Here is a 17,299-nt window from a genome sequence, read left to right on the forward strand (position 1 = left end):
TCACGCCGCCAGAGACTCTTCGACGATCTCGCAGTGGATCACGAAGCCCGTCAGGTAAGGCAGGCCCTTGGGGATGCCGTACTGTTTGCTGGTGCTGCGGCCAATGGTCCAGCCCATCCAGCGCTGTGTGGCCTGTGCGATGGCGTCCGCCAGGGTGGCGCCGGCGTAGAGGCCGTTTTGCACGTCGTCGGCAAAGTGGCGGCCGTGGCGGCTGTCGAGGAAGGTGCGGACTGACTCGAGCGGCTGGTAGGTGGCATCCGAGATCGCGGTCATGGCCAGTGGCCAAGCGGCCTCGGCCTGTTCGTTCATCGTGCCGTAAAAGCCCCACGACTCGTTCTGGGTAGCGGGGATCTGGGTGGTGGTGTTCATCTCTGGCTCCTGGCGGTTGATCGTGGCGACACCCGTAGTAACGCGCTGTTCGAGATGGAAGCCAAGCGCCTGTTCGATCTTTTTGCGCTTGGCTCGGGGTTCCTTATTCCATCGTGTCGGCACGCACCAGTTCCGCCTGGGCGCTGGCGATCAGGTCCAGGCGCACGTTGTTGGGCACGTAGGTGGCCAGATGGCTCAGGGTCCAGTTGAGGACATTGGCCTTGTCTTTGAGCGACTCTGCTTCTTCGTAGCGGGCGATGTAGCGGTCGAGTTCTACCAGGGCGCGCTGCATCGTGGCGCGGGCGTTGGTAAGCGCATCACGGCCACTGGTTTCGGCGTAGTGAGCTTGAAATTCGCGGGGGGTGTTCATGGTGTGCTCTCCTTTCGGTTGATCGTTGCGACACCTGTATGAACGCGCTTGTCGCCACTGAAGCCAAGCGATTCATTGATCATTTTTCGATGACTGGTTGGCCAGTCTGTCGAGGATGCGCAAGGCGGCGGGATCGCCTGCCAGCGCCCGGCGCAGGGTGTGGATGGCCTGCTCGCGCGACACCTCCGGGCGACGGTTGTCGATCAGCCAGGCAATCGCGCCGGCCTGCTCGTCATCTGCCGCAGGCTGCTCTTCGGCAATGCCGACGTAGCGCCCGTAGCTGCCGCCGGAGGGATCGACAAATACGGTTGTGCGCCCCGGTGCGCTGACAGCCACCACGCGCCGATACCCTGCCGCGTGGCCTCCGAGACCGGTCAGCCAGTCCCGGTCCTCCAGCAGTGTGTTGGCGAAGGCGTCATATTCAGCCTCGGTGAGTGCCTTACGCCACGCGATTTCGATGGGCTCGAAGAGTGCGCTGGGGTCGGTGTTGTGCAGCACTTCGTCCAGGTCGCAGGGCTTGCGGGCAAAGCGGGCACGGATCGGTGTGTGGTTGGCGGTGGTCATGGTGGCGTCCTTTCGGTGGATGTGGGTGACAACAGCATTCACGCGCTGGTCCCCACCGAAGCCAAGCTCAATCTGCATCGCGATGGGCATCGAGTGCATCGAGGGCTTCAATCGCCAGCACCAGATCGGCAATGCGGTCGGCCTCGAAGCCAAACCCCGGTGGCGAAGGAGGTGCTCGATGCTCGGATGCTTCATCCGGGCGATCTCCCGGCAGGCCTCCAGCAAGGCTGGCAACAGGTTTGCCGGGATCGGGGCGTCGGGCTGCGCGATCACGCGGTGGCTTCCTCGGCGATGCGGTAGAGGCGCTGTCCTGCGCCCGGCGTGCCGGCGGGGCCCACGATCTTCTCGGAGACGATATTCAGGCCCAATTTCTTCTTGAGTGCGCCGGCAAAGGTGCCGCGCACCGTGTGCGCCTGCCAGCCCGTGGCTTCGCAGATCTGCGCGATGGTGGCGCCCTCGGGGCGTTTCAACATCTCGATTACCAGCGCCTGCTTGCTGTTGCCCGGGCCACGCTTGGGCGACTCAAGGGTGCTGGCGGGTTGAACCTGCTGCCAGCTGGCTTCGGCGGCAGCCACGGCGGCTTCCAGTTCCGGGTCGTCGGCCAGCGGCGGTGTGGGTGACGTGGCGGCACCCTTTACCGCAGGCAGCACATCCTCCGGTTGGGCCTCGCCCTTGATGATCGCGATGGCGGCACCCGTGATGCGCCACTGGCCATCCATCTGCTCGATCAGTCCCCGCTGCGCGAGGCTGGCGATCATCTTGAGCTTGGCGCCGCCCTTGAGGGCCAGCAGCGGCTCGATCAGGCCAGCGGCGTCGCAATGCGCGCGGGTGATCAGGTCCAGTTGGCGTTCGGTGATCGGGGTGGTTTGTGCGGACATGGTCGTGCTCCTTGTGGGTGATGAAGGTCAGACGGCTTGCTGCTGGGTCGGTTGATCAGTGGCCTTGCTGGTGGCGTTTTGGCCTGCGGCCAGGCCTGCTTGGTAGGCCGCCATCAGGGCGCTTTGGACGGCCCAGACGCTGACGTCGTGGAAATCCAGGCTGTCGCTGTTGCGTGTGGCCAGGGTCTCGATGAAGAGATGGTCCAGGGCGATCTGGGCGAGCAGTTGGTCGAGTTGCTGCGCGGCCATGGTGGCGGTCTTGTTGGCGGTTTTGCACATCGTGGTTCTCCTTGGCGTGTGTTGTTGCGGTGTCTGTATGAACGCGCTGTTCGGGATTGAAGCCAAGCGTTCGGTCCATCTATTTCGCATCGGAGTGGCTTATGTTCGACACTGCCGAATCTGCGGCTGCGTTGAGCGTGGAGGCCGCCTGGAAACGGGGCCTTGCACCCGATCCCATCCTCACCGTCGATGACTGGGCCAACCGCCACCGGATGCTTTCGTCGGTGGCCTCCGCTGAGCCGGGTCGCTGGTCGACCACCCGCACGCCGTACCTCAAGGCGGTGATGGAAACGCTGTCGGCGACTTCGCGCGTGGAGCGGGTGGTGCTGATGGCCGGGGCTCAAATCGGCAAGACTGAAGCGGGGTTGAACTGGCTGGGCTATGTGATCCACCACGCCCCGGGGCCGATGCTGCTGGTGCAGCCGACCGTCGAAGGCGCCAAGCGCGTTTCCAAGCAGCGGGTCGATGCGCTGATCGAAGCCAGTCCCGAACTCGCCAGTCGCGTCAAAGATCCACGCTCGCGCGACTCCGGCAACACCCAGCTGATGAAGGAATTCCCTGGAGGCGTGCTGATCATGACCGGCGCCAACTCGGCGGTAGGCCTGCGCTCGATGCCGGTGCGCTACTTGTTTCTGGATGAGGTCGATGGCTACCCGGGCGATGCTGATGGCGAAGGCGATCCGGTGGCGCTCGCGGTGCAGCGTGCGGCCACCTTCGTCAACCGCAAGGTGTATCTGTGCTCGACGCCGACCCTGAAGGGTTTTTCCCGCATTGAGGCGGCGTATCTGGAAAGTGACCAGCGGGTGTTCGAGGTGCCCTGTGATCACTGCGGCACGCACAGCCAGATCCTCTGGCGTGACATCAAGTGGCCGGCCGGCAAGATGAGCGAGGCCGCCTGGCATTGCCCGCAGTGCGATGGCATCCACCCCGAGTACCGCAAGCCGGCGCTGTTGGCCAGCGGTCGCTGGACGTCACGAGCTGAGGGTGATGGCAAGACAGTGGGCTTCCACCTCTCCAGCCTCTACAGCCCGTGGCTCACTTGGGGCGAGATCGCGCAGGAGCACCACGCTGCCAAGGACGATCCGGTGCGGCTCAAGGTCTGGGTGAACACCAAGCTGGCCGAGACCTGGGAAGACCGGGAGGGCGAGACTTTGGACGCTGAAGGTCTGATGGAACGCCGCGAAGCCTATGGTCCGGCGATTCCTGCCGAGGTCGCACTGCTCACCTGTGGCATCGACGTGCAGGACGACCGCCTCGAATTGGAAGTGGTCGGCTGGGGCCGGGACGAGGAGTCCTGGTCGGTGGACTACAAAGTGCTGTGGGGTGACCCGTCCGCGCCGGACACCTGGGCGCAGCTCGATGCTTACCTCGGCAGTCGCTTCGAGCACGAGACGCTGGCCAACGGCCTGACCATCGAAGCCGCTTGTCTCGATACCGGTGGTCACCACACCCTGGCGGCCTATGCCTTCTGCAAGGGCCGGGAGCGCAAGCGCATCTGGGCGATCAAGGGCGGTGCAGGGAAACGGCCGATCTGGCCCAAGCGCCCCAGCAAGGCGAACAAGGGCAAGGTCAATCTGTTCACCGTCGGGGTGGATGCCGCCAAGGAGGCGATCTACGCGCGTCTCAAGAAGGCTGAGGGTGGACCTGGTGCGATGCACTTTCCGCTCGATCGCGATGCGCAGTATTTCGAGCAACTCACCGCCGAGCGCATCCGCACTCGGTATGTGAAGGGCTTTCCGCAGCGCTTCTGGTGGAAACCGGATGGCCGGCGCAACGAAGCACTGGATTGCCGGGTGTACGCCTACGCGGCATTGCACGGCCTGCTGTCGATGGGGCTGAACCTGAACAAGCGGGTCGAGGCGCTGCCGCCGGTACCCACAAGCCGCAACTCCATCACTAACGCCACGCCCGTTACGGCACCGATGACCGCCAGTCCGCGCCGTCGCCGTATGGCCATTTCTTCCAACTACCTCTGATACCGCCAGCCTCCCGCTGGCCGGGAGTGCTGTCCATGACCCTCGAACAACTCAAGGCCCAACGCGAGGCCCTGCAGGCTGCGCGCTTCAATGGTGTGCTCACCGTGAAGGCTGGCGACAAGTGGGTCACCTACAAGTCTGATGCTGAGCTGCAGTCGGCCCTGGGGGACCTGGATCGCGAGATCGCTTTAGCCGAAGGTCGCCCGCGCGCCCGTCGCATCCGCACCTATGCCGGGAAGGGGTTGTGATGAAGGCATTCCAGAACCTGCGCCGCAAGGTCGGCGCGATGATCGGCGGCTTCGAGGGTGGACTGTCCGCGCGACGCCTCAAGACCTTCGCTGCCAGCCGTGCCCACGTCAACACCCTGATCCAGGCGGCTGGCGCCGATATGACCGCGCGTGCCCGGTATCTCATTCGCAACAACGGCTATGCCGCCAATGCGGTCGAGTCCTGGGCGGGTAATGCCGTGGGCACCGGCATCAAGCCCTCGTCGGGCATTGCCGATGCGGTGCTCAAGGATCGGGTGCAGCGCCTGTGGCTGCGCTGGACCGATGAGTCGGATGCCGAGGGGTTGACCGATTTCTACGGCCAGCAGCGCCGGGCCGCTCGTGAACTGTTCATCGCCGGGGAGGTGTTCTTCCGTATTCGGCCGCGCCGGCCCGAGGATGGTTTGTCCGTGCCGCTGCAGTTGCAGATGCTGCCGGCCGAGATGCTGCCCTTGCACCACAACCAGCTGCTGGAGAACGGTCACCGCATCCGCCAGGGGATCGAGTTCGACAAGATCGGCCGACGCGTCGCTTACCACTTCCTGCGCCGCCACCCGGGCGACATCACCGATCCGGGACTCGCTGGAGAAACGGTTCGGGTGCCTGCCGAGTCGGTGTTGCACATCGTTGATCCGGTGGACGCTGGGCAGTTGCGCGGTGTTTCCCGTTTCTCGCCGGCGCTCGTGAAGCTCTTTCTGCTCGATCAGTACGACGACGCCGAGCTCGACCGCAAGAAGGTCGCGGCGATGTTCGTCGGCTTCGTGCGCCGGCCCGAGCGCGACTTCGACAACGGTGGCGAAACCGACGACCGGGGCGAGCCGCTGCTGCCGCTCGAACCCGGGCAACTCCAGATCCTGGACGACGGCGAGGACATCACCTTCTCGACCCCGGCCGATGTCGGCGGCAACTACGAGAGCTTCCAGTACCGCACGCTCTTGCAGGTGGCGGCTGCCTTGGGTCTGCCCTACGCCAACCTGTCGGCCGATATGTTGAAAGCCAACTACTCGAACACGCGCGCGGCGCTCTTGGAGTTTCGCCGGCGCATCGAGGCATTCCAGCATTCGGTACTGGTGTTTCAGCTGTGCCGGGCGGTGTGGTCGCGCTGGATGAACACGGCGGTGCTCTCGGGGGCGTTGGACCTGCCGAACTACGAGCAACGCCGCGCCGACTACCTGGACTGCAGCTGGCTGCCGCCCCGCTGGGACTGGGTCGATCCCTTGAAAGACATCCGCGCCGAGATCAATGCCATCGAGGCCGGGCTCAAGTCGCGCACCCAGGCGATTGCCGAACGGGGCTTTGATGCTGCCATGGTGGATGCTGAGATCGCAGGCGACCACCGGCGCGAGGACAGCCTGGGGCTGCGTTTCGGGCGTGAGCCTGCACCGGTCCCGGCACCGGTCCCGGCACCGACTCCTGCGCAGGCGCCACCGCCAGCCCCCTCGAACTGAGGAATTCCCATGACCGATTTGCCTTACCTGGCGTCCCGCCTGTACGGGACGCCGCTCCTCATTGCGCGCCCCAAACTCGAAGTCATCCTCGGGGTGGTGGCCCGAAAGCTCGCGGGTGACACCCTGGCCACGCCACCCCCGGCCAACGTCGATGCCGGCATGAGCGGTGGCCTCCAAGTTCAGGAGGGCATCGCCGTCCTCCCGATCCTTGGCACCCTGGTACGACGCGCTTCGTATATCGGTGCCGCCAGTGGCCTCACCAGCTACCACGACATCGAGGCCATGGCTGAAGCAGCCTTTGCCGACCCAGAGGTCCGCGCTGTGCTGCTCGAGATCGACTCCAGCGGCGGCGAGGCGGGTGGCGTGTTCGATCTGGCGCAGCATCTGCGCCAGCTGGCTCAGACATCCGGCAAACCCCTGTGGGCGATTGCCGACGAGGCAGCACTCTCGGCGGCCTACGCCATTGCTGCTGCGGCTGACCGCCTCTGGCTCACCCGCACTGCCGAGGTGGGCTCGATTGGCGTGGTGGCGGTGCACGTCGACGAGTCGGTGGCCGATATCAAGGCCGGTCTGAACTACACCTTCCTGCACGCCGGCGCCCACAAGGTCGATGGCCATCCGCACGCACCGCTGCCAGCACCGGTCGCGGCTGACATCCAGGCCGACATCGAGCAGCTGCACGAGCAGTTCATCGCCTTGGTCGCTGGATTCCGCCGAGTCACGGTGGATGCCATCCGCGACACCGAAGCCCGTGTCTATCGCGGGGAGGCCGCGCTCCAGGCGGGTCTGGCCGATCAGATCGGCACCCGCGCCGAGGCGATCACGGCCCTGCAACGCCAGCTCGCCATGAGTGCTGGCCGCAGCCTGCGCAACAAGGCCACTGCGCTGTCGGCCTGCCGCCCCACGTCCCACATCAGTTCCCGATCCCAACCCTTCCCGAAGGAGATCTCCATGAATGATCACAACCCTGTCACGCCGATGGACGACACCGAAGAGAACAGCACACCGACCCCGGCGCAGTCACCGCAAACCCCGCCGCCGCTCGATGAAGCGGCCATCACCGCCCAAGTCGAGCAACGACTGCGGCGCCAGTTGGCTGAATTGACTGAGATCGCCGCCCAGGCCAAGCGCCTCGGCGTGACGGTCGATCCGGCCCAGGCCCTGGCCCGTGGTGTCACCCCGGATGCGCTGCGCCAAACGGTGCTGCAGCAGGCCGCCGAGCGTGATGTCGCGCAAGACATCGTCGCCGAGGCCCCGGCACCTGCCTCTACCAAACCCCAATCCGTCGCTGATAGCCCCTTGGTCAAAGCGGCTCAAGCCTATGGAGGTCGTAAATGAGCACACCTTTGATTTCCCCGTCGACGCTGGGTGATCTCATCAAGCGCGAGTCCGACCCGGACTACACCCGCGAGACCGTGACCCTGAAGGCCGGCACCGCCTACCCCTTGGGTGCGGTGCTCGGTCGCATCACGGCGGATGGCAAATACACCTTCTCGCCAGTGGCATCGACCACGGGCACCGAGGGGGCCGAGATTGCCAACGCCGTGCTGTTGCACCCGGTGGCTGCCAGCGCAACTGACACCCAGGCGGTGGTGCTCGCACGTGGCCAGGTGATCGTCGCAGACCGTGCGCTGGCCTTCGATGCCACGGTCACGGATGCCGCAGCCCAATCCCTCAAACACCAGCAACTGGCTGCCCACGGTATCGTCGTGCGTCCGGTCGCTTGATCTCACTTCCCAGGAGTCTTGATATGACCGTGATCGTCAATCCGTTCGACGCCGGCGGCTTCACGCTGGCCGAGATGTCGGCTGCCATCCAAATGCTGCCCAACCCCTATGGCCGAGTCGGTCAGCTGGGGCTGTTCGCGCCCGAGCCGATTTCGCAGCGCAACGTCACCATCGAGTCCATCGAGGGTGAGCTGCGTCTGTTGCCGGCTGTTGCGCCCGGGGCGCCTGCGACGGTGGGCACCACCGACAAGCGCTCGGTACGCTCCTTTGCCGTGCCGCACATCCCGCACAACGACGTGGTGCTGCCCGAGGAAATCCAGGGCATCCGTGGCCTGGGCCTGGCGGCCGGTGAAGACCCGCTGGTGACCGTGATGACCCGCAAACTCGCCCGCATGCGCGCCAAGCACGCGCAGACGCTTGAGTACATGCGCGTCAATGCACTGCTGGGCATCACCAAGGATGGTGCTGGCAACACCCTCTACGACTGGCACGATGAGTTCGACATCCAGAAGCCCGAGGTGGATTTCGTGTTCGGCAGCACCGAAGACATGGTCATCCACTGCACCCAGGTCGCCCGCCACATCGAGGAGAACTTGAAGGGCGAGATGATGACCACCATTCACGCCCTGGTCAGCCCCGAGTTCTTCGATGCCCTGGTCAAGCACAAGACCGTCAAGGAGGCCTACACCTTCTACCAGGGCACGGCCGGCACCAACCCGCTGCGCGACGATGTGCGCCGGGGTTTCCGCTTCGGCTCCATCCTGTTCGAAGAGTATTTCGGCACGGTGACGCTCGCCAACGGTACATCCGTGCGCCTGATTCCGCCGCGCGAAGGGGTGGCGTTCCCGCTGGGCACGCTGGATACCTTCCGCACCTACTTCGCCCCGGCGAACCTGATGGAAGCCGTCGGTACTTATGGTCAGGAGCTCTATGCGCACCAGCTGGCACGGCCCAATGGCACGGGCGTCGACATCTACACCCAGTCCAACCCGCTGCCGATTGTGAAACGCCCGGCGCTCACCGTGCGGCTCTTCTCGAGCAATGGCTGGTGATCGTGATGGGAGGTGACCATGACGGTCTTCGGTGATTTGACACGGGCCATATCATCCATCGTGCTCACCACCTTCGGTGAGCCGGTGGTGTTTCACCTCGAAGGGCAGGCCGAGGCGCTGCCGGGCCGGGGCGTGTTCTCGGCGGCGCACCAGGAGGTGGATGCCAGCACGGGTGTGCCGGTGTCCAGCGTGCAGCCAGTGCTCGAGGTGCGACAGGCCGATCTGCCGGCCAACCCTACCGAGGGCGATGCCGTGACGGTGCAAGGTGTGCTCTACCTAATCGTCGAAGTGCGACCCGATGGGCATGGCTTCCTCAAATTGATGCTACACAAAGGGGGCGGTCATGAAGCATCCACGCACCCTGATTCGTGAGGCCGTGGCCGCGCGACTCAACGAGTCTTTGCCCAAGGTGGATGAGCGCATCACCGCTTCGCGCATCAGCATCCACCGCAGCACCCCGCTGTTTGCTGGCAAGCTCCCGGCGATCCTGATCTACACCCGCGATGAGCGTATCGAGGACCAGCCCAATGCTGACCCCGGATTGCGCTATCGCAAGCTGGAGCTCTCCATCGAGATCATCGCCAGTGGTGACGCCGCTGCCGAAGAGGCCGATGTGCTGGCCCAAGCGGTGGAAGCCATCCTCGATCTTGATGAGACCCTGGGCCTGCTGGTCGAAGGCACACGCCTGACCCGCACCGAAGTCGATCAGGGCGGAGAGGGCGATACGCCGGTGCTGGCCGCCCGCCTGTCGTTCGAGGTCAGCTACTGGACCACGCCTGTGATCGATGACGGGGTGTTGCCCCTGCAAGTGCTGGTGAGTTGGGTGCCGGAGATCGGCACTCGCCATGAGCACAGCTATCAGCCGGTCGGCACGCACTACCGGGAGCCGTGAGGGAGAAATGAGCATGACCGAACGCAACCTGCACCAGGACATGACCGAGGCCGAGCGGCGCATCAGCAATGTGGCACTCATGGGCCAGGTGGTGGCGCTCGACACCGCACTTGCCCGTGTGCGGGTGCAGGCCGGTCCCATCACCACAGGCTGGTTGCCCTTTGCGACGTTGCGTGCAGGTCTCGACCGAACCTGGCATCCGCCAGAGCCAGGGGAGCAGGTGTTGCTGGTCGCCCCAGGGGGTGATCTCAACCAGGCGGTGGTGGTCGGCTCGATCTACCGGGCTGATCATCCTGCTCCGGCCGATTCAGCAGATATCTCGCGCACGCGGTTCAAGGACGGGGCGGTGATGGAGTACGACCGGGCGCAGCACCACTGGCGCTTGGCCGTGCCAGCGGGCGGGAAGATCGTGCTGGAGATTGGCCCGACGCGACTGGAACTCAGCGATCAGGGCGCGCGGCTGACTGCACCCCGGATTGATCTGAACTGAAGGAGGTAGCGGATGCCTGCTGTGACCCGTTTGGGCGATCAATGTACCGGCCATGGCTGTTTCCCGGCACGCCCGAGCACCTCCGCTGCCGCCTCGGTGTTCATCAATGGCATCGCGGTGCATCGGATGGGGGATGCCTGGGGAACTCACTGCTGTGGCCCCGCCTGTCACGCCAGCGTGCTGGCGGAGGGCAGTTCCTGTGTGTTTGCCGAAGGTCAGGCCGTCGGGCGCATCGGCGATCCGGTGGCCTGTGGTTCGAGCGTGGCCGAAGGGTCACCCAATGTCTATGCAGGGTAATCAGCGATGCTCGGAATCAACGCCCAAACCGGCCAGCCCCTCGTTGGCATCGACCACCTGCGCCAGAGCATCCGCGACATCCTGACCACCCGCATTGGCACCCGCGTGATGCGCCGTGACTATGGCTCGCGCCTACCTGCTTTGGTTGACAACCCCATGACCCCGAGACTCGCCATGGATCTGTACTCGGCCACCGCCGAGGCGCTGGCGCGCTGGGAACCCCGCTTCAAGCTCACCCGCGTTCGCATCGCCAGGGCAGAAGTCGGGCAAGTCGTGCTCGATCTGGAAGGCATCTATCTGCCCGATGGCCAAGCCACCGTGATTGCCGCACTGGAGGTATGAATGAGCACGCTATCGGATCTGGCGAGTTTGCCAACCCCGGCGGTGATCGAGCCTCTGTCCTTCGAGAAGATCTTCTCGGAACTGCAGGCCGAGTTTCAATCCCGCTACCCGGACTACTCGGCCCTCTTGGCCTCAGACCCGGCCGTGAAACTCCTGGAGGTCGCAGCCTACCGGGAAGTGCTGCTCAGAAACCGAATCAACGCCGCTGCCAAGGCCTCCCTCCTGGCTTTTGCCACAGGCAGCGATCTCGACCATCTGGCCGCTTTCTACGGCGTGACGCGCTTGATGGATGAGACCGATGAGGCGCTGCGCCTGCGCACCCGTCAACGCATCATCGGCTTTGCCAATGCGGGCGGGGCGGCGCATTACCGTTATTGGGCACTCTCGGCATCCCCCGAGGTGGCCGATGTCGAGGTCGACAGCCCGGAACCCGGGCGTGTGCGCATCAGCGTGCTCGCCAAGGGTGAAGCAGACACCGTTCCGGATGCGGTGCTCGATGCTGTTCGCGCGGTTGTGCTGCGTGACGACATCCGGGTGCTGACCGATACCGTCGAGGTGGTGCCAGCCGTGCTGATTCCCGTCACCGTGATCGCCCGGATCTGGCTCTACCCCGACACGCCGATGGTGGCCTTCGAGGCCATCGGGGCACGTTTCAAGGAAGCATTGGCTGCGCAGTCGGGTCTGGGCTGGGACCTGACGCCCTCCTGGGTGATTGGCGAGCTGCAGCGTCCAGGCGTGCACAAAGTCGAGGTGCTGTCACCAACCGTGGACATTCGCGCCAACGCCAACCAGGCGGTACGGCTGATGAATCTGAATCTGGATTTTGCAGGGCGGGATCGATAGCACCCCCCACCCTGCGCTGGAGGGCACATGACCGCTGACCATCTGCTGCCCGCCAATGCCACACCGCTGGAGCAGGCGCTATCCCTGGCGACCGATCCGCTGTCCCGGATGGCACTACCGGCAGATGCCATCCGCCAGTTCAAGACCGATCCGTCTGACCCGCTGCTGCCCTGGCTGATCTGGGAGTACGGCCTCGGCGAATTGTTGCCCTACCTGCCCCAGCCAAGGCAGGCGATTGCCGAGGGCATCCTCTGGCAGCGACTGCGTGGCACACCGGCTGCACTTTCGACCGCCTTGTCCTGGATCGGGATGCGCGCGACGGTCGAGCAGGAACCCCCGGGCGTTCACTTCGCCGAGTTCCAGCTCGATCCGGGACAAGTGCTCGACAGCGACACGGCGATTGCCAACCTGATTGCCATCGCCCGCCTGTCGGCGCCGGCCCGGTCTCGCCTGTCACGCCTCTATCACGGCCATGACCTGCGCCGCGTCGTGCTGGATGAGAGTCGACTGGGCGATGCGCTGCTGTCGGATCACAGTGGGGTGTTCTGGAGGGACGGGCAGACCAAGCTGTCGTTTGGGCGAGGTTTCGCACAGAACGCGCTGGCATCCGGACAACAGATCGCGCCGAACCGTGAGGCCGTGCGCTTTGCTGTGGCCCGCTTGATCGACCGGTATTTGCTCGACTTTTCGGCGTTGGGCGATCCTGGGCACACGCCCAACGAGGAGATCCTGCACTCGCATCTGTTCACGCTGGCCAATGCGCTGGGCGTGCCAGATGCGACCACCTTGCTGCCCAAACGCCGATTTGCACGGGCGATGGTGGTGCTGTCTGACAGCACGCCCTTGGGCGACCTCAACGCCAACCTGCCGCGCTTTGCCTGGCAAGAGGTGGGGCAAGCGATCACCCTGGGTGGCAGTGACAAGCTTTCCGCGACGCCGCACCGGCTGATTCGCGTGGAGGTGCTGGAGCGATTCAGGCGGGCGCATACGAGTGACCTGGTCGTGCCGACCTTGAGTCTGCTGGCCCACCGCGACCATCTCGCTGTTCACCGGGTCCAGGCCCGTGCCGATCAGGCGCTGGGGATGTGGGCCTTGGGCGAGTCCGTACCCAGCCTCGACCGGGGTTTTGTGCGGCGTGATCACGCCCGGAGCAATCCAGCTCTACCCGATGCGGCCGGCTGGCGGCCACGCCTGTACCAACGGGCGCAGGTGGTGCTCAGTGAGGTCATTCTGGGCGAGGTCAATACCCGCACGCCCCGGCGAGCACTGTTGCGCACCCGGCCGCTGCCCACCCTGGGCGATCTCACTTTGGGTGATGTGGCCGAGGTCGAGTGGCGCGCGCTCACAGAGATGCAAATTTGCATCCCTGGCCTGAGCGAGAACCTGCCCTATGTCTTCGACGACGCTCACCCGAGCCTGTTGCGCCTGCTGACCCTCAGCGCAGAAGCCGGGGCCGCTTCACAGGTGTCTCCCGCACGCGTGCCGGTCTTCAGTACCCGCGCCGCCTGGCAAGGCCAGACCTGGACCGGTGTGCGCTGGCCGTCTTCAACTTGGACCGACACCCGCGAGCTGATCGGCAGCGCTCACAGCACGCAGTCCTGATTTTTCTATTCCCCGTTCATTTTCTGGAGCACCCGATGGCCATCCTGACTGCCAGCGGTCGCGCTGCGCTTGCCGCCGCGATCAAAGAACAAACCCTGCACCTCGCCCTGGGCGAGGGCGATCCGCTGTGGGACACCACCAAGGCGATCAGCACATCCTTCGATGAAGCGGGTGTGATCGAGCTGGGCTTTACGCACCTGGCCGACATCCGCGTCACCTCGCTCAATGACCAGACCGAGTACCTGCTCGATGTGGACTACAGCGCCAATGCCCGTGAGGGCGTGATCCGCCGTCTGCCGGCCAGCGCCATCCCGGAAGGCGGTGACGTCACGATCCACTTCAAGATTTCGCACCCGCCCGAGTCGATTGGCCAGACGGCGCTGCTGCGCGAAGTCGGCCGCCGAGTGGTGGACGAGGTGCATTTCGTTGCCGCCGACCCCGAGGGCGAGATCGTGGTGCCGACTGGACGCTACCGGCTGGTCACCGAGCCCACGAACCACCTTTTCATTCGGGTGCGGTTTGACTTCGAGGATGCCGCGACCTCCATCGTGCGTGAGCAGGGCCTATTCGTCGGCACCCACACCAATCCTCAATTGCCCGTTGGGCAGAAATTCTTCGTGCCGAGCCAAGTCGTTGAGCCCGGCATCCTCCTCGTGCTGCAGAACTCGGTGCCCATCGTGCGCCAGCCTTCGACGCGCGAGACCTTCGAATTCGTCGTCACGTTCTAAGCGAGGCCATCCATGATCGAGCGTTACTACAACCTGTTTGACCCGGCCAAGCACTACACCCAGCTCTTGTTCCGCGCCGGCGATGGCCTGCAATCCCGAGAACTCAACGAGATCCAGAGCACGCTGATCCACCGCCTGCAAAGCGTGGCCGATGCGCTGCTCAAGGACGGCGACATCGTCAGCGGGGCCAACTTGCAGATCGATGCCGACACGGGGCTCGTGACGCTGGAAGCCGGCCGCGTCTATCTGCGCGGCGCGGTGCGCGAGGTGCCTGCCGCCACGTTCACAGTGCCTGTTGATGGTCGGGTTGCCGTCGGCGTGCGCTTCACCACCCGCACGGTCACCGAACTCGAAGATCCCGCCTTGCGCGAACCCGCTGTTGGCGTGCGCAACTACCAGGAGCCGGGTGCCGGGCGTCTGCAGGAGACCCTCGCCTGGGGCTGGGAAGGTGCCGGCACCAGTGACGGCCAGCCCGGTGACTTCCACGCTGTTTACGCGCTGGACAATGGCATCCTCGAGAACCGCCGCCAGCCGCCCGTGCTCGATGGCGTGATTGCGAGTCTGGCGCGCTACGACTATGACGCCAACGGCCACTACGTGACCGAGGGGCTGGGCGTGCGCTATCTCTCCCAGGACAGCGACAGCCAAGAGCACCTCTTTTCCGTGGCGGAGGGCCGCGCCAACATCGACGGCTTCAAGGTTGAGCGCAGCCAATCACAGCGCCTGCGTCTGCCCATCGATCCGGATCTGCAGCGGGTGTCCTCCGAGCCACAGGTTTTCAATGACTCGGGCGATGGCTCCATGGTGGTGACCATCAACCGGCCACCGCTCGCCCAAGTGCTCGACATCAAGGTGACGCAGGCCAAGACCGAGACCGTCATCCACGGCGCCTTTACCGGCAGCCGCGATGTGCTGACCGAGCCCACGGTGGTGGCCGTGCTCACCGTCAAACAAGGCACGACCACCTATGCGCAAGGCACCGACTACAAGGTGGTGGGCGATGAGATCGACTGGAGCCCGGGTGGTGCCGAGCCGGCTCCCGGATCGAGCTACCAGGTCACCTACCAGTACATCGCCAGCATCACGCCGACCGAATTGACCGACACCGGCTTCAAAGTGGCTGGCGTCGTACAGGGCTCGACGATGTACATCGACTACCAGTGGAAGCTGCCGCGCATCGATGTGCTGGCGCTCACCGCCGATGGTCAGGTCGAGCGCATCAAGGGCATCAGCCAAGTGCGCAATCCCGTCGCACCCACCGTCCCGGCCTCGCGCCTGGCGCTGGCTGAGATCGCTTACAGCTGGCGTAGTAGCTCTGAACCTTTGGTGCGCAACATTGCAATTCGCACCATCAAGGTCTCGGAATTGACCGCCATGCAGCGCCAGATCGCCGACCTCTACGATCTCATGGCCCTGGAGCGCCTGCGCGTGGATGCCAACATCCGTGAGCCCGCCGCCAAGAAGGGGCTCTTTGTCGACAACTTCCTCGACGACGATCTGCGCGACCAGGGTGTGGCCCAGACCGGCGCGATTGTGGCCGGTGTCCTCACGCTGCCGATCACCGCTTCGGCCCAGCACGCCAAGGACAACAGCAACGTCCTCATTACGCTCGACTACACCCTGACCCCGGTGATCGAGCAGTTGGCTCGCACGGGTGCGATGAAGATCAACCCCTACCAGGCCTTCGAGCCAGTGCCGGCCCGGGTCACCTTGAACCCGGCTGTCGACCAGTTCACGGTGACCAATACCACTTGGGCGTCCAACGTCACCGAGCGCTTGATCACCGGCAGCGGTGTGCTCGAGCAGGTCGTGGAGACGCGTCGTTCGGAGCAGGTGCTGGCGTCCTCGAGTGAGGAAGCGCAGTTCCTGCGCAGTCTGCAGGTCGCCTACACGGTCATGGGGTTTGGGCCGAACGAAGCCCTGGCACAACTGCGCTTCGATGGCATCGGGATCAGCCAGCCGGCCGGCACGGCAGCCAATGCTTCCGGTCTGCTCACGGGCAGCTTCCAGATCCCGCAGGCGATTCCGGCTGGCGCCAAGCTGGTGGAATTCGTGGGTGCCGGCGGCAGCTACGGTTCGGCGACTTATGTCGGGCGAGGTCAGATCGTGACGGAGACCCGTCGTCGCATCCTGACCACGGTAGTGCGTCGCTGGGACCCACTGGCGCAGACCTTCACGTTGCCCGAGCGCCGCACCATCGGTGGCTTGGAGTTGTGGTTCACCACCAAGGGCGGCGCTGCGCCAGTGATCGTGCAGATCCGTGAAACCCAAGTGGGCCTCCCGACCACGACCGTGCTGACTGAAGGTCGCCTGGCGGCTGCTGACATCAAGACCGATGGCAACCCGACCCGGATCACCCTCGATCCGGTGGCACTTGAGGCCAACCGCGAGTACGCCATCGTGGTGCTCACCGACGATGCGAACCACGCCGTGTCGGTGGCCGAGCTCGGCAAGTACGACCCGCGCACCGGTTGGGTGACGGCGCAGCCCTACCAGATCGGGGTACTGCTCTCGTCCTCCAACGGCATCACCTGGACACCGCACCAGACGCAGGACCTGACGTTTCGGCTGCTGGGTTGCAGGTTTTCGCAGACGAGCAAGACGGTCTCGCTGGGCCAGTACACCGTGACGAATCTGTCGGATGTAATGGCCCTTGCGGGCGTCGAGCGTCCGGCCGCCGGCACCGACGTGCAGTTCCTGGCGACCGATGCCCAGGGGCGGATCTACACCTTGTCGGAAGACCAGGGGTTGGCATTGTCGGAGAAGCTCTCGGGCAACCTGGCGGTGTCGGCCAAGCTGACTGGCACGGAGACGGCCAGTCCGATCCTCTACCCGGGCACGCAGCTGGTGTTCGGCACGCTGGAGGCAGCGGGGGACTACCTGTCGCGTGCGATTCCGGCTGCTGCCACCTTCAATGTGTCGGTGACCTTCGATGCGCTGACGCCCGGCACCTCGAGTGTCTCGGTGCAGGCGGAGTCAGGCACGCCGGGCAGTTTCCAGGCGCTGTCCTTGTCTTCTGGCGTGGAGGTGGGCAACGGCTGGGTCGAGCGGACTTACAAGGCCACCAGCCTCGTAGGCGTCGGTGCCGACCGCACCACGCGCGTGAAGCTGGCGTTGTCCGGCAATCCCCAGCACCGGCCCTTCGTGCGCAACCTGCGCGTCATCGTCACCTGATG

20 protein-coding genes are annotated in these 17,299 nt (G+C 64.9%); 15 read left to right on the plus strand and 5 right to left on the minus strand.

What is annotated here, in order from left to right; translation table 11 throughout:
- From HND92_RS03815 to HND92_RS03835, 5 genes are all read right to left on the minus strand, one after another.
- Positions 1 to 369 carry a hypothetical protein gene (locus tag HND92_RS03815; RefSeq protein WP_172206019.1) on the minus strand — a complete coding sequence of 123 codons (369 nt, stop codon included), beginning with the start codon at positions 367 to 369 and terminating at the stop codon, positions 1 to 3.
- A gap of 103 nt (positions 370 to 472) precedes the next feature.
- Positions 473 to 739, minus strand: coding sequence for a hypothetical protein (locus HND92_RS03820; protein ID WP_172206021.1), 267 nt, complete (start codon positions 737 to 739; stop codon positions 473 to 475).
- Positions 740 to 811: 72 nt separating this feature from the next.
- Positions 812 to 1,576 (minus strand): hypothetical protein, encoded by a 765-nt coding sequence (locus tag HND92_RS03825; RefSeq protein ID WP_172206023.1) that lies wholly within the window; start codon positions 1,574 to 1,576, stop codon positions 812 to 814.
- Complete coding sequence (locus HND92_RS03830; RefSeq protein WP_172206025.1) at positions 1,573 to 2,181, minus strand: DUF3489 domain-containing protein; 609 nt, start codon at positions 2,179 to 2,181, stop codon at positions 1,573 to 1,575. Before HND92_RS03830 ends, HND92_RS03825 begins: the two co-directional genes overlap by 4 nt.
- 27 nt (positions 2,182 to 2,208) lie before the next feature.
- Positions 2,209 to 2,460 carry a hypothetical protein gene (locus HND92_RS03835; protein ID WP_172206027.1) on the minus strand — a complete coding sequence of 84 codons (252 nt, stop codon included), beginning with the start codon at positions 2,458 to 2,460 and terminating at the stop codon, positions 2,209 to 2,211.
- Positions 2,461 to 2,561: 101 nt separating this feature from the next.
- Between HND92_RS03835 and HND92_RS03840 the strand changes: the two genes are divergently transcribed.
- The 15 genes from HND92_RS03840 to HND92_RS03910 are packed head-to-tail and all read left to right on the plus strand — an operon-like array spanning position 2,562 to position 17,297.
- Positions 2,562 to 4,436, plus strand: coding sequence for a phage terminase large subunit family protein (locus HND92_RS03840; protein WP_216662910.1), 1,875 nt, complete (start codon positions 2,562 to 2,564; stop codon positions 4,434 to 4,436).
- 35 nt (positions 4,437 to 4,471) lie between these two features.
- Complete coding sequence (locus HND92_RS03845) at positions 4,472 to 4,684, plus strand: phage head-tail joining protein (RefSeq protein ID WP_172206029.1); 213 nt, start codon at positions 4,472 to 4,474, stop codon at positions 4,682 to 4,684.
- Complete coding sequence (locus tag HND92_RS03850; protein ID WP_216662911.1) at positions 4,684 to 6,150, plus strand: phage portal protein; 1,467 nt, start codon at positions 4,684 to 4,686, stop codon at positions 6,148 to 6,150. Before HND92_RS03845 ends, HND92_RS03850 begins: the two co-directional genes overlap by 1 nt.
- A gap of 9 nt (positions 6,151 to 6,159) precedes the next feature.
- Positions 6,160 to 7,488 (plus strand): S49 family peptidase, encoded by a 1,329-nt coding sequence (locus tag HND92_RS03855; protein ID WP_172206031.1) that lies wholly within the window; start codon positions 6,160 to 6,162, stop codon positions 7,486 to 7,488.
- Positions 7,485 to 7,877 carry a head decoration protein gene (locus HND92_RS03860; protein WP_172206033.1) on the plus strand — a complete coding sequence of 131 codons (393 nt, stop codon included), beginning with the start codon at positions 7,485 to 7,487 and terminating at the stop codon, positions 7,875 to 7,877. Before HND92_RS03855 ends, HND92_RS03860 begins: the two co-directional genes overlap by 4 nt.
- A gap of 23 nt (positions 7,878 to 7,900) precedes the next feature.
- The gene (locus HND92_RS03865; RefSeq protein WP_172205879.1) at positions 7,901 to 8,929 is read left to right on the plus strand and encodes a major capsid protein; all 1,029 of its coding nucleotides are present in this window, start codon (positions 7,901 to 7,903) and stop codon (positions 8,927 to 8,929) included.
- A gap of 18 nt (positions 8,930 to 8,947) precedes the next feature.
- Positions 8,948 to 9,301 carry a hypothetical protein gene (locus HND92_RS03870; RefSeq protein ID WP_172206035.1) on the plus strand — a complete coding sequence of 118 codons (354 nt, stop codon included), beginning with the start codon at positions 8,948 to 8,950 and terminating at the stop codon, positions 9,299 to 9,301.
- Positions 9,273 to 9,821: a hypothetical protein gene (locus HND92_RS03875; RefSeq protein WP_172206037.1), complete on the plus strand. Its 549-nt coding sequence runs from the start codon at positions 9,273 to 9,275 to the stop codon at positions 9,819 to 9,821. Before HND92_RS03870 ends, HND92_RS03875 begins: the two co-directional genes overlap by 29 nt.
- 13 nt (positions 9,822 to 9,834) lie before the next feature.
- Positions 9,835 to 10,311 carry a phage baseplate assembly protein V gene (locus HND92_RS03880; RefSeq protein WP_172206039.1) on the plus strand — a complete coding sequence of 159 codons (477 nt, stop codon included), beginning with the start codon at positions 9,835 to 9,837 and terminating at the stop codon, positions 10,309 to 10,311.
- 12 nt (positions 10,312 to 10,323) lie between these two features.
- Positions 10,324 to 10,608 carry a PAAR domain-containing protein gene (locus HND92_RS03885; protein WP_172206041.1) on the plus strand — a complete coding sequence of 95 codons (285 nt, stop codon included), beginning with the start codon at positions 10,324 to 10,326 and terminating at the stop codon, positions 10,606 to 10,608.
- Between the two features lie 6 nt (positions 10,609 to 10,614).
- The gene (locus tag HND92_RS03890) at positions 10,615 to 10,950 is read left to right on the plus strand and encodes a GPW/gp25 family protein (RefSeq protein ID WP_172206043.1); all 336 of its coding nucleotides are present in this window, start codon (positions 10,615 to 10,617) and stop codon (positions 10,948 to 10,950) included.
- The gene (locus tag HND92_RS03895; protein ID WP_172206045.1) at positions 10,951 to 11,793 is read left to right on the plus strand and encodes a baseplate J/gp47 family protein; all 843 of its coding nucleotides are present in this window, start codon (positions 10,951 to 10,953) and stop codon (positions 11,791 to 11,793) included.
- A 27-nt stretch (positions 11,794 to 11,820) separates the two neighbouring features.
- Positions 11,821 to 13,395 (plus strand): phage tail protein, encoded by a 1,575-nt coding sequence (locus HND92_RS03900; protein ID WP_172206047.1) that lies wholly within the window; start codon positions 11,821 to 11,823, stop codon positions 13,393 to 13,395.
- Between the two features lie 35 nt (positions 13,396 to 13,430).
- Positions 13,431 to 14,123: a hypothetical protein gene (locus tag HND92_RS03905; RefSeq protein WP_172206049.1), complete on the plus strand. Its 693-nt coding sequence runs from the start codon at positions 13,431 to 13,433 to the stop codon at positions 14,121 to 14,123.
- Positions 14,124 to 14,135: 12 nt separating this feature from the next.
- Positions 14,136 to 17,297 (plus strand): DUF4815 domain-containing protein, encoded by a 3,162-nt coding sequence (locus HND92_RS03910; RefSeq protein ID WP_172206051.1) that lies wholly within the window; start codon positions 14,136 to 14,138, stop codon positions 17,295 to 17,297.
- Positions 17,298 to 17,299 lie beyond the last annotated feature (2 nt).

The sequence above is a fragment of the Diaphorobacter sp. JS3050 genome (assembly GCF_013154915.1).
Taxonomy (GTDB): domain Bacteria; phylum Pseudomonadota; class Gammaproteobacteria; order Burkholderiales; family Burkholderiaceae_C; genus Diaphorobacter; species Diaphorobacter nitroreducens.